The 12,300-nt window shown below is 74.7% G+C and carries 11 protein-coding genes and 1 tRNA gene; 11 read left to right on the forward strand and 1 reads right to left on the reverse strand.

The window, feature by feature from the left end; all coding sequences use genetic code 11:
- Positions 1 to 177 precede the first annotated feature (177 nt).
- Positions 178 to 3,024, forward strand: a complete 2,847-nt coding sequence (gene topA / locus HL189_RS04710; RefSeq protein WP_369132546.1) for a type I DNA topoisomerase — start codon at positions 178 to 180, stop codon at positions 3,022 to 3,024.
- Between the two features lie 13 nt (positions 3,025 to 3,037).
- Positions 3,038 to 3,781, forward strand: coding sequence for a class I SAM-dependent methyltransferase (locus HL189_RS04715; RefSeq protein WP_369132547.1), 744 nt, complete (start codon positions 3,038 to 3,040; stop codon positions 3,779 to 3,781).
- Here the strand turns inward: HL189_RS04715 and HL189_RS04720 are convergent.
- Entirely contained in the window at positions 3,768 to 4,571 is an 804-nt protein-coding gene (locus tag HL189_RS04720) for a trans-aconitate 2-methyltransferase (protein ID WP_369132548.1), read from the reverse strand. The genes HL189_RS04715 and HL189_RS04720 overlap by 14 nt on opposite strands.
- 198 nt (positions 4,572 to 4,769) lie before the next feature.
- Here HL189_RS04720 and tmk point away from each other — a divergent pair, with 198 nt between their 5' ends.
- The 9 genes from tmk to HL189_RS04765 all read left to right on the forward strand — a co-directional run bounded on the left by tmk (position 4,770) and on the right by HL189_RS04765 (position 12,171).
- On the forward strand, positions 4,770 to 7,076 hold the full coding sequence (gene tmk, locus HL189_RS04725) for a dTMP kinase (RefSeq protein WP_369132549.1): 2,307 nt from the start codon (positions 4,770 to 4,772) through the stop codon (positions 7,074 to 7,076).
- 14 nt (positions 7,077 to 7,090) lie between these two features.
- A complete protein-coding gene (locus tag HL189_RS04730; RefSeq protein ID WP_369132550.1) occupies positions 7,091 to 8,269 on the forward strand; it encodes a DNA polymerase III subunit delta' in 1,179 nt (392 codons plus the stop codon).
- A 69-nt stretch (positions 8,270 to 8,338) separates the two neighbouring features.
- Positions 8,339 to 8,411: transfer RNA gene (locus HL189_RS04735), tRNA-Thr, on the forward strand.
- An 84-nt stretch (positions 8,412 to 8,495) separates the two neighbouring features.
- Complete coding sequence (locus HL189_RS04740) at positions 8,496 to 8,741, forward strand: hypothetical protein (protein WP_369132551.1); 246 nt, start codon at positions 8,496 to 8,498, stop codon at positions 8,739 to 8,741.
- On the forward strand, positions 8,738 to 9,991 hold the full coding sequence (locus tag HL189_RS04745) for a sensor histidine kinase (protein ID WP_369132552.1): 1,254 nt from the start codon (positions 8,738 to 8,740) through the stop codon (positions 9,989 to 9,991). Before HL189_RS04740 ends, HL189_RS04745 begins: the two co-directional genes overlap by 4 nt.
- Positions 9,988 to 10,641, forward strand: coding sequence for a response regulator (locus HL189_RS04750; RefSeq protein WP_369132553.1), 654 nt, complete (start codon positions 9,988 to 9,990; stop codon positions 10,639 to 10,641). Before HL189_RS04745 ends, HL189_RS04750 begins: the two co-directional genes overlap by 4 nt.
- An 86-nt stretch (positions 10,642 to 10,727) precedes the next feature.
- A complete protein-coding gene (locus HL189_RS04755) occupies positions 10,728 to 11,192 on the forward strand; it encodes a DUF6463 family protein (RefSeq protein ID WP_369132554.1) in 465 nt (154 codons plus the stop codon).
- A 72-nt stretch (positions 11,193 to 11,264) separates the two neighbouring features.
- The gene (locus HL189_RS04760) at positions 11,265 to 11,708 is read left to right on the forward strand and encodes a nuclear transport factor 2 family protein (RefSeq protein WP_369132555.1); all 444 of its coding nucleotides are present in this window, start codon (positions 11,265 to 11,267) and stop codon (positions 11,706 to 11,708) included.
- A gap of 85 nt (positions 11,709 to 11,793) precedes the next feature.
- Positions 11,794 to 12,171, forward strand: coding sequence for a DoxX family protein (locus HL189_RS04765; protein ID WP_369132556.1), 378 nt, complete (start codon positions 11,794 to 11,796; stop codon positions 12,169 to 12,171).
- Positions 12,172 to 12,300: the final 129 nt, after the last annotated feature.

Here is a 12,300-nt window from a genome sequence, read left to right on the forward strand (position 1 = left end):
ACAGCAGCCGCCGCCAGCCGTTGTGCCGACGACGGCGCGCCCGTTCCGGCTCGCCACCCGGCCCCTCCGCCGGGCGGTGGCCTACCGTGGCGTCGCCGAGCGGGTGCACATGACCCTGCCCCGCGTGCGACCGGGTCCCGTCCCGGCCGCCTGCACCAGTACCCCGACAGGAGCACCGTGCCGCCGAAGACCACGAAGTCAGCCACCCGTACCGGCACCACCGCGCCCCGCAAGCGGGCCGCCGCGGCCGGCTCCCGGCCGCTGGTCATCGTGGAGTCGCCCACCAAGGCGGGCAAGATCGCCGGCTATCTCGGCAGCGGCTACGTCGTCGAGGCCAGTGTGGGTCACATCCGGGACCTTCCGCGCAACGCCGCCGACGTGCCGGCCGCGCACAAAGGCGAGTCCTGGGCGCGGCTCGGGGTGGACGTGGACAACGGCTTCGAGCCGCTGTACGTCGTCAGCCCCGACCGCAAGCAGCAGGTCAGCCGGCTCAAGCAGCTGGTCAAGGACGCCAGCGAGGTGTACCTCGCGACCGACGAGGACCGCGAGGGCGAGGCGATCGCCTGGCACCTGGTCGACACCCTCAAGCCGACGGTCCCGGTGCGCCGGATGGTCTTCCACGAGATCACCCCCGAGGCGATCGCCCGCGCGGTCGCCAACCCGCGCGAGCTGGACACCGCGCTGGTGGACGCCCAGGAGACCCGCCGCATCCTCGACCGGCTCTACGGCTACGAGGTCTCCCCGGTGCTGTGGAAGAAGGTCCTGCCAAAGCTCTCGGCCGGCCGGGTCCAGTCGGTGGCGACCCGCATCGTCGTCGAGCGGGAGCGGGAGCGGATGGCGTTCACCTCCGCCGACTACTGGTCCCTGGAAGGCACCTTCGCGGTGCCGCGGCCGGCCGGTGCGGACGAGGGCGAGCCGACGACGCTCCGGGCGCGCCTGGTCAGCGTCGACGACAGCCGGGTGGCGACCGGCCGGGACTTCGAGCCGACCACCGGCCGCGTCACCGGGGACGTCGTGCACCTCGACGAGGCCGGTGCCCGCGGGCTCGCCGCCCGACTCGAGGGGCGTCAGGTCGCGGTGACCCGGGTCGACGAGAAGCCCTACCGGCGCCGTCCCTACGCGCCGTTCACCACCTCCACGCTGCAGATGGAGGCCGGCCGCAAGCTCGGCTGGTCCTCCGCCCAGGTGATGCGCGTCGCGCAGCGGTTGTACGAGAACGGTCACATCACCTACATGCGGACCGACTCGACGAACCTGTCCGACGAGGCGATCAACGCCGCCCGGCGGCAGGCCCGCGAGCTGTACGGCGACGCCTACGTGCCCGCCGAGGCGCGGCGCTACAAGAGCAAGGCGAAGGGCGCGCAGGAGGCGCACGAGGCGATCCGCCCGGCCGGTGACTCCTTCCGGACCCCCGGCCAGCTCGCCGGCCAGCTGGGCCGCGACGAGTTCCGGCTCTACGAGCTGGTCTGGCAGCGCACGGTGGCCTCGCAGATGGCCGACGCGGTCGGCCAGACGGTGAGCATCCGGCTGGCCGGCCGCTCGACCACCGACGAGGCCGTCGAGTTCACCGCCAGCGGTCGCACGATCACCTTCCCCGGTTTCATGCGGGCCTACGTCGAGTCCCGCGACGAGGGCTCCGCCGGTGCGGACGACGACCACGGCAGCGACGACGCCGAGCGCCGGCTGCCCCGGGTGGAGCGCGGCCAGCAGCTGGACACGGTGGCCCTGGACCCCCGCGGTCACAGCACCAGCCCGCCGGCCCGCTACACCGAGCCGAGCCTCGTCGCGCGGCTGGAGGAGCTGGGCATCGGCCGGCCCTCGACCTACGCGTCGATCATGCAGACCATCCAGGACCGCGGGTACGTCTGGAAGAAGGGCTCCGCGCTGGTGCCCTCCTTCATCGCCTTCGCGGTGGTCAACCTGCTGGAGCAGCACTTCGCCCAGCTGGTCGACTACGACTTCACCGCGTCCCTGGAGAACGAGCTCGACGAGATCGCCAACGGCGGGCTGGGCCGGGTCGACTGGCTCACGGAGTTCTACTTCGGCGGGGAGGGCCGGCACGCCGGCGCCATCGCCCGCTCCGGTGGCCTCAAGCAGGTCATCGGGGAACGGCTGGAGGAGATCGACGCCCGCGGCATCAACTCCATCCCGCTGCGCGCCACCGGCCCGGCCGGCGAGCCGGTGGTCGTGCGGGTCGGCCGGTACGGGCCCTACCTGCAGGCCGGCGGCGAGGACGGCGCCCGGATCAGCATCCCCGACGAGATCGCGCCGGACGAGCTGACCAGCGAGCGGGTCGTCGAGCTGCTCGATGCGCCGTCGAGCGACCGGACCCTGGGCACCGACCCGGAGACCGGGCACCCGGTGGCGGTGAAGGCCGGCCGCTACGGCCCCTACGTCACCACGGTGGTGCCCGAGGACAGCAAGGAGCAGCCGCGGACCGCGAGCCTGTTCAAGTCGATGTCCCCGGAGACCATCACGCTCGAGCAGGCGCTGCGGCTGCTCACCCTGCCGCGCACGCTCGGCACCGCGCCCGACGGTGAGGAGGTGCAGGCGCTCAACGGCCGCTACGGGCCCTACGTCAAGAAGGGCACCGACTCCCGCTCGCTGGAGAGCGAGGACGCGCTGTTCTCCGTCACCCTCGACGAGGCGCTCGCGGTCTTCGCCCAGCCCAAGCAGCGTGGCCGCGCCGCGGCCAAGGCCCCGCTGAAGGAGCTCGGGGCCGACCCGGTCAGCCAGGGCCAGGTCACGGTGCGGGAGGGCCGCTTCGGTCCGTACGTCACCGACGGCGAGGTCAACGCCAGCCTGCGCAAGGGTGACGACGTCGAGACGATCACCCTGGAGCGGGCGGCCGAGCTGCTGGCCGACCGCCGGGAGCGGGCGCCGATGAAGAAGAAGGCGGCCAAGAAGACGGCCGCGAAGAAGGCGCCGGCGAAGAAGGCAACCAAGGGCACCGCGAAGAAGGCGACCACGAAGGCGACCACGGAGGCGGCCGACGTCGCCGAGCCGGTGCCCGCGGGCAGCTGAGCCGGGCAGCGCGGTGGAGGGCTGGCAGGAGCGCCGGGCGTCGTTCGGCTCGGTCGCGGCCGACTACGCCGTGCTGCGCCCCGGCTACCCCGCCGAGGCGGTCGCCTTCCTCCTGGGGGACCGGCCACGGCGGGTGCTCGACCTCGGTGCGGGCACCGGCCTGCTCACCGATGCGCTGCTCGCGGCGGGGCACGAGGTGGTGGCCGTCGACCCGTCCCCGGGGATGCTGGCCCAGCTGCGTGCCCGGCTGCCGCGGGTCGAGGCGGCGGTCGGGGCCGCCGAGCGGATCCCGCTGCCGGACGCGGGTGTCGACGCCGTCGTCGCCGGCCAGGCCGCGCACTGGTTCGACCCGGCGCCCGCCGCCGTCGAGCTGCGCCGGGTGCTGCGGCCCGGGGGTGTGGTGGGGTTCGCCTGGAACACCCGCGACGAGCGGGTGCCCTGGGTCGCGGCGCTGGGGCGGGTGCTCGCCGCCGAGTCCCGGGACCACGAGGCCGACCAGGGCGTCGTCGCGCGGTTCGCCGCGGAGCTGCGCGCGGAGGTGGCCGTCCTCGGCTCCGCCGTGGCCCAGCGGGTCACCCCGGAGCAGGTGGTCGGCGGGATCGGCACCCGCAGCTACGTCGCCACCATGGACGACGCCCGCCGCGCCGACTTCCTGGGCCGGGTCGGGGCGCTGCTGGCCGAGCACCCGGACACCCGCGGCCGGGACGTCCTCGAGCTGCCCTACCGCACGCGGGCGTACCGGCTCACGCCGCACTGAGCCGGTGCCCGACGGCGAACACCCGCCGGAAGGGGAGCACCGTGGTCCCGTCCGGCCGCGCCGGGTAGCTCGCCCGCAAGGCAGCGGCGTACTCGGCGGTGAGCGCGGCAGCGTCGCCGTCGGGCAGTCGGGCCAGCACCGGGCGCAGGACGGTCCCGGTGACCCAGCGCAGCACGGGGTCCTCACCGGTGAGCACGTGCAGGTAGGTGGTCTCCCAGACGTCGGCGGACAGTCCGGCGCCGGTCAGGAGGTCCAGGTAGCCGACCGGGTCGAGGACGGCCGCCCGGTCGAGGACGTCGTCCGGTCCGTCCAGCTGGTGTGCCCAGCGGGGCGAGCTGGTCAGCTCGGCGAGCAGGGCGTGGGTCGGTGCGGCCTGGTTGCCGGGCACCTGCAGGGCCAACCACCCGTTCGGGGTCAGGTCCGCCGCCCAGCGGGTGACGAGGGCCGCGTGCCCGGGGACCCAGTGCAGCACCGCGTTGCTGACGATGGCGTCGACCGGTTCCTCCGGCCGCCAGTCCCGGACGTCGCCGGCGACGAACGTGAGGTGGCCCGGGACGGCGTGCTCCGCGGCGGCCGCCAGCATCGACGCCGAGCTGTCCACCCCGATGACGCGGGCCCGCGGCCACCGCCGGTGCAGCGCCGCGGTCATCGAGCCGTCGCCGCAGCCGAGGTCCACGACGACGCGCGGGTCCACGGCTCCGACCCGGCCGAGCAGGTCGGCGAAAGGACGGGCCCGCTCGCCGGCGAACCGCAGGTAGGTGGAGGGATCCCAGTCAGCGGCCGCGGTCACGGTCGTCATCGTGCCGCGACGACGCCCGCCCGGGTGGTCCGGATGGCGCCGTCCCGTCGGTGGCGCCCGGTACGGTGACCCTTCCGGTTCCACCGCACCGCGCAACACCACCCGGGAGTTCCGATCAGCTCCGACCCGACGGACCCGCCGTCCCGCCACGGCCCGTCAGCGGACCGGTCCTCCGCCGACGGAGGCGCCGTGCTGCCCGGTGCCGGGTCCGGTGGTCCCCCGGCTGACGCGGCCGGGACGACGCCGTCGCAGGCGGTACCGGCCGACGGGCTGCCCTCCGCCGGGACGCCCACGCCTGGTGGCGCCGGTGTGCCGCTGACCGATCCGGCCGGGTCCCGCGCACCCGGCGAGCCGGCGGTCGACGAGCGCGAGGAGCACACGCACGCCGACGGCAGCGTCGGCCTCGCCGCGAAGATCCGCGCGGTCCTGCGGGTCCGTGACTTCCGCAAGCTCTGGCTGTCGATGGCGCTGTCGAGCTTCGGCGACTGGCTCGGCCTGCTGGCGATCACCGCCACGGCCACCTCGCTCGTGGACGGCTTCGCCGGGCAGAACTACGCCCTCGGCGCGGTGCTGCTGTTCCGGTTGCTGCCGGCGATCGTGCTCGGTCCGCTGGCCGGCACCTTCGCCGACCGGTTCGACCGGCGCAAGACGATGGTCGTCGCCGACATCATGCGCTTCGGGCTGTTCGCCTCGATCCCGATCGTCGACGACCTGGTCTGGCTGTTCGTCGCCCAGTTCCTCATCGAGGCGATCAGCCTGTTCTGGATCCCGGCCAAGGACGCCGCGGTCCCGAACATGCTGCGCAAGGACCAGCTGGAGCCGGCCAACCAGCTGTCCCTGGTCACGACCTACGGCCTCACCCCGGTCCTCGCGGCGCTGACCTTCGCGGTGCTCAGCACGGTCGGCGGTGGGCTGCAGGGTGTCGTCGCCGGGGTCGACGAGACGTCCCTCGCGCTGTACCTGAACGCGCTCACCTTCCTGGTCGCCGCGGTCGTCATCTGGAACCTGCCCTCGATCAGCGGACGGCGGGCCGCGGGCGCGAAGGTGACCGGGGTGAGCTTCCTCGGCTCGCTGCGGCAGGGCCTCTCCTTCGCCGGCCACACGCCGCTGGTCCGCGGCCTGGTCGTGGGCATCACCGGCGCGTTCGTGGCAGCGGGCGCCGTCATCGCGACGGCGCAGGCGTTCTCCCGCGGGCTCGGCGGTGGCGACGCCGCCTACGGCCTGCTGTTCGGGGCGGTCTTCATCGGGCTGGGCCTGGGCATCGCGCTGGGGCCGAGCGTCGCCCGGGACCTGTCCCGGGTGCGGCTGTTCGGCGTCTCGATCGTGGGGGCCGGCGCCGTCCTCGTGCTCCTGGCCTGGACCTTCGCGCTGTGGATCGGCCTGCTCCTCGTCGTGCTGATGGGCTTCTTCGCCGGCATCGCGTACCTGGCCGGGTTCACCCTGCTCGGCACCGAGATCGAGGACTCCATCCGTGGCCGCACCATGGCCCTGGTGCAGTCGCTGGTGCGGGCCGCGCTGATCGTCTCCCTCGCCCTGGTGCCGTTCGCGGTGGGCCTGCTCGGCCGGCACACCGTCGACCTCGGCGCCGTGGAGCTCACGGTCACCGGCGACCGGGTGATGCTGTTCGTCGCCGGCCTGCTGGCCGTCGGGGTGGGGGTCGTCGCCTACCGGCAGATGGACGACGGCCGGCCGGTGCCGCTGGTCGCGGACGTCGTCACCGCCCTGCGCCGGGACACGACCGCGCGGCGGCGGCTGGCCGGCGGCGGGGTGCTCATCGCGTTCGAGGGCGGCGAGGGCGCCGGGAAGTCCACCCAGGTGCGCCGCCTGCAGGAGTGGCTGACCGGGGAGGGGCTGGTCGCGCGCGCCACCCTGGAGCCGGGTGGCACGCCGTCCGGCGGCCGGATCCGGGCGATCCTGCTGGACCCGGCCAGCGCCGGCCTGTCGCCGCGGTCGGAGGCCCTGCTCTACGCCGCCGACCGCGCGCAGCACGTCCACGACGTGCTGCGCCCGGCGCTGGACGCGGGGGAGGTCGTGATCACCGACCGGTTCATCGACAGCTCGCTGGCCTACCAGGGCGCCGGGCGCACCATCCCGATGGACGACGTCCGGTCGATCTCCCGCTGGGCCACGCAGGGACTCCAGCCGGACCTGACCGTGCTGCTGGACCTGCCGCCCGAGGTGGGCCTGGCCCGGGCGCGGGGGCGCGCGGCCGCCGACCGCCTGGAGTCGGAGTCGCTGGACTTCCACCAGCGGGTCCGCCGCACCTTCTTGGCCCTCGCCGAGAGCGAACCCGACCGGTACCTGGTCCTCGACGCCCGGTCGTCCCCCGACGAGCTCGCCGCCGCGGTCCGGACGCGGGTCAGCGACCTGCTCCAGGGGCTGCCGCTGCAGCAGCTGCCGGTGGGGGAGCCGGATCCCCGGCACCGTCGCGGGAACGCCCCCGCCGGGCGGCACGGCGCCGCGCAGACCGGGGCGACGTCGCAGTTGCACCCATGAGGGGGAGTGGAGCCGTGACCACCGCCGCGCCCGCCGGGGTGTGGGCCGACGTCGTCGGCCAGCCGGACGTCGTCGCCGAGCTGCAGGCAGCCGTCGCGCAGCCGGCCGCGATGACCCACGCCTGGCTGTTCACCGGCCCACCCGGCTCCGGCCGCTCGGTAGCCGCCCGCGCGTTCGCCGCCGCGCTGCAGTGCCCGGCCGGCGGGGACGGCACCTGCCACGAGTGCCGCACGGTGCTCGCGGGCACCCATGCCGACGTGCACCTGGTGGTGCCCGAGGGGTTGTCGATCGGCGTCGACGAGGTGCGCCAGATCGTGCGCACGGCCGGCCGGGCGCCGTCCCAGGGGCGCTGGCAGATCATCGTGATCGAGGACGCCGACCGGATGGGCGAACGTGCGTTCAACGCCGTGCTCAAGATGCTCGAGGAGCCGCCGCCGCGCACGGTGATCCTGCTCTGCGCGCCCTCGCTGCACCCCGACGACATGCCCGTGACCATCCGGTCCCGCTGCCGCGTCGTGGCGCTGCGCACGCCGTCGGTCGACGCCGTCGCAGAGGTCCTGGTCCGCCGGGACGGCATCGACCCCGCGCTGGCGGCCTGGTCGGCGGCGGCCGCCGGGGGGCACGTCGGCCGGGCGCGGCACCTCGCCCGCGACGAGTCAGCCCGGCTCGCGCGCAAGTCCGTCCTGGACATCCCGCTGTCGCTGGTGTCGCTCGCCGCGTGCCTGAACGCCGCCGACGACCTGGTCGCCGCGGCCAAGGAGGAGTCCGACCGGACCGCCGCGGCGGTCGACGCGGTGGAGACCGAGGCGGTCAAGACGAGTCTGGGCGTGGGAGCCCGCGGACCGGGCGTGGCCGCGGCCGGCCGGGGTGCCGGCGCGCTCAAGGAGCTGGAGAAGCGGCAGAAGTCCCGGGCCACCCGGCTGGGCCGTGACTCGCTGGACCGAGCGCTGGTCGACCTGGCTGCGCTGTACCGGGACGCGCTGGTGATCAGCTCGTCCGGCGGTGCGACCGACCTGCCGCTGGCCCATCCGGACCGGCGGGCCGACGCCGCGGAGCTCGCCCGCCGGATCGGGGCCGAGGGGGCGCTGCGCCGCATCGACGCCGTCCTCGCCGCCCGCACCGCGCTGGAGCGCGCGGTCAAACCGCAGATCGCCATCGAGGCGCTCACCGTGGCGCTGCGCCTGCCGTCCTGACGGCAGGACGCATCGGCGGGGGCGTCGCAGGCAGGCCCCGGCGGTGCCGTAAGCTCGTCCGCGCAGTCCGCCGCCTTAGCTCAGTCGGTAGAGCATCTCACTCGTAATGAGAAGGTCGTCGGTTCGATTCCGACAGGCGGCTCCGCTATCAGCCAACACCGGCACGATCGTGCAACGGGCGCTCCATGACGTCGAGGGACAGCCACCCGACCACTACCGTCCCCCCATGGCGCGCCCCCGTCGGCACACCGACGAAGCGGCCCTGGGCGCCGTCCGAGAGCTGTCGCTGACCGAGGGGCCCCGCGGTGTGACGATCGCTGCTGTCGGCGAACGCAGGGCAGCGCTGGACGCCGCGGACCTCGCACCCGCCGGTCACCAGCAGGTCGTGGCGATGGGTCTGACCACCGTGGACCACTGCGCCGCGCAGGCGGTGCTCGCGGACGGCGGGTGGGCCATGGACGCACATCCGTGACCTGGACGGCGCGGGCGGACCGGTGGGTGCACCGCCACCCGTGGGGTCCGGACGTGGCCCTCGCCCTGGCCGTGGCCGCGGTGGTGGGCTGGGGCTCCCTCGACGTGCTGCGGGTCGCCGACGGCGAGGTGTGGGTCCGGTGGGCGGCGGGAGGCTGCGCCGTCGTGCTGCACGCCGCGGTGGCGCTGCGCCGGGTCGCCACCGAGGCCGCGTTCCTCATCGCCAGCCTGACCATGCTCGCCCTGGTCGCGCTGCCCAACGTGCGCATCAAGCCTCGTGACCTCGCCCTCTCCGACGACCCGGAGGCGCTCGAGGTCCCGCTCCTCTTCCTGCCCTCCTCGGTGCTCTACCTGCTCCTCCTCCATGCCGTCGCCGCCCACCGCGGGCAGCCGAGGAGCGGGCTGGCGCTCGGCATCGCGGTCACCGGCGCCGGGCTGGGCGCGGCGAGGACGGCGACGGCGTCCGGCGCCCTCCCCGCCGGCTGGCTCACCGTCGCGCTGACGTTGCTCGCCCTGGTCGCCGCAGCCGCGGGCACCTGGGCCGTCGGGACGGTGCAGCGCGACCGCCACCTCCGGCGTACCGAGGAGACGGCCGAGGCCGCCGAGCAGGCCACGGTCGAGGAACGCCGGCGCATCGCGCGCGACATGCACGACATCGTCGCCCACTCCCTGGCCGTCATCGTGCGCCAGGCCGAGGGCGGCCGGTCGGTCGTGGCCGCCGAACCGGACCGCGCCGCCACCGCCCTGTCGGCGATCTCCGCGACGGCGCGGCAGGCCCTGACCGACATGCGGAGCACCCTGGCGGTGCTCGACGTTGGGACGGACCGGACGGTCCGGCATGCCGCGCAGCCCACCCTGGCCGAGGTGCCCGCCCTCGTCTCGCGCGTGCGCGCCGCGGGCGTCGACGTGTCCCTCGTGCACGACGACGGGTTCGACGGCATGACACCCGGCGCGGCGACGGCGGCCTACCGGGTGGTGCAGGAGGCCCTGACCAACTGTGTCAAGCACTCGGGCCCGGGCTGCGCCGTCCGCGTACGGATCGAGCACGCCGCGCACGAGTGCACCGTGACCGTCGCCGACGAGGGCGGCCAGGCACAGCCGGTCCCACTGGTCCCGGGCACGGGAGCCGGCCTGCGCGGTGTCCGGGACCGCGTCCGCGCCGCCGGTGGGTCTTTCCGGGCCGGCCCGACGGCCCAGGGCTTCCTGGTCAGCGCGCGGTTTCCCCGCGCAGACGGAGCCGGACCGGGATGACCATCCGGGTGGCCCTGGTCGATGACCAGGAGCTGGTGCGGACCGGCCTGGCGATGGTCGTCGACTCGGCCGACGGCATCGAGGTGGTGGCCCAGGCCGCCGACGGCGCCGAGGCGGTGGCGGTGCTGGCCACGACGCCGGTCGACGTCGTGCTGATGGACGTGCAGATGCCGTACCTGGACGGCATCGAGGCGACCGCACGGCTCACCGCCCGCGCCCCGGGGACCCGGGTCATCGTGCTGACGACGTTCGACCTCGACGAGTACGCCGTCGCGGGGCTGCGGGCGGGGGCGAGCGGCTTCCTGCTCAAGGACGCCTCGGCCGAGGCGGTGGTACAGGCGATCCGGACCGTGCACGCCGGCGACGCGGTGCTCGCGCCGCACACGATCCGCCGCATGGTCGGCCACCTGGCATCCGCGTCCGGGTCGCCGGCGGCGTCCCCGGCGCTGGACCAGCTCACCGATCGGGAGCGCGAGGTGCTGCTGGAGCTGGCGCAGGGCCGGTCGAACCTCGAGATCGCGCGGCGGCTCTTCCTCACCGAGTCGACCGTCAAGACCCACGTCCGGCACGTCCTGGCCAAGCTCGGGGTCCGCGACCGGGTGCAGGCCGTCATCTTCGCCTACGAGCACGGGCTCGTCCGGCCCGGTTGACGGCACCCCGTCTCCTCCTCAGGAGTGAGCCGTCCAGCACCTGCGGCTGAGGCGACGCCCGACGCGACGGTCCGAGACTGACGCACATGGAACTCAGCCGGACGACCGCGGGCAGGCTCACGATGGCCGGAGGGCTGTTGGCGGTGGGCGGTGGGGCCGGCCACACCATGATCTCCGCGGCCATGCGGCGGAACGTCTGGGATCAGATCGTCGCCGACGGCGTCGTCGGTGCCATCTCACTGGAGCCGACGCCGGACCAGCTCGCGGCGGCCGAGGCCTTCTGGTTCAGCCCCGGCAGCTTCGGCGTGCCGCTGACGCTGCTGGGGTCGCTCGTGGTGTGGTCGACGCGGCAGGGCCACCGCGTGCCCGGGTCGGTGGGGTGGGGCCTGGCCGCCTGGGCGGCGATCATCGGCGTCCTCGGCAGGTTCGACGCCGGCTCCGGCCTCCTGCTGCTCACCGGTGCGCTCATCGGCGTCGGCGGTCGCCGCCCAGGACGGTCCGCACCCACCGACGCCGTCGCCGCCCACGCGGGTGTCCATCTCGCACGGTGACGCTCGTCCCGTGCCGCCGCGGCGCCCGGCGGCACCGTGTCACGCCGCCCGGTGGCGGCACGTCGTATGGGCATGGATCCCGACGAAACCGAGCACGTGCGCTCGACCGTGCGACGTCTGCTCGACGACGGTGTGCAGCGACGAGACCCCCAGGCCTACTTCGACCGCACCTACCACCCCGACGTCACCATCGATGAGGCGCCGTCACTGCCCTACGGCGGGACCTACCGGGGCCTGGACGGCGCGGCACGGCATGCCGTGGCGTTCACCCGGACGTGGGACGCGCTGCAACCGACGCCTGCGGCGCGGAGGTTGCGCTACGTCGTCCACGCCCTGCCGGGCGCGGCGTTCGTCGCCTGGTCGCTGAGCGCGGTCGACCCGCGGACCGACCGGCTCGTGTCGTTCCCGGCCGTGAGTCACTACGAGTTCGACGACGGTCTCATCCGCCGCTCCCGCATGCTGCTCTTCGACACCCACGCGGTCCTCGACCTGCTCCGCCGGGCCGGTGCTCGGTGATGCCCGGGCCATGGAGCTCCGCTGAGGAGACCAGGCGGCGCAGCCCTGCCGGTCGAGCGCCCGTGTCCACCGAGAGAGGCCCCCGATGTTGGCGCTTTACGTCGCCGTCACCGTCGTGACCGCGCTTGCGAACGCCGGGTTCGCGGGCGCCGACTTCAAGCGGGCGTCGTTCGTGCTCGCCAACTCCGCCCAGGTCGGCGTACCGACCTCATGGCTCCCGTGGCTGGGCGCACTCAAGGCAGCGGGCGCTGTGGGCCTCCTGATCGGACTCTTCGGCACTCTCGTCGAGGTCGCCGTCCTGCAGGTCCTCGGCGTCGCCGCCGCGGCCGGGTTGGTCCTGTTCTTCACCGGTGCACTCATCACCCACGTGCGGGCCGGCGTCCTGTGCAACCTGTACTTCCCCGGCGGCTGCTGGTTGTCCGCGGCCGCGAGCCTCGCCCTCGCCTACGTCCACCTGCCGTAGCCGCGTGGACCGGCTGTCAGCGCCTCGGGCGGGGCGACGGCGCCGGGGTGGAGGGGATCGGGTGGACGTAGCAGAGACGCCGGCACCGCGGCTGACGGCCTTCGAGCGGGCGCGGCCCCGGTCGATGGG

Source organism: Modestobacter sp. I12A-02662 (assembly GCF_041028325.1).
In the GTDB taxonomy this organism is placed as follows: domain Bacteria; phylum Actinomycetota; class Actinomycetes; order Mycobacteriales; family Geodermatophilaceae; genus Modestobacter.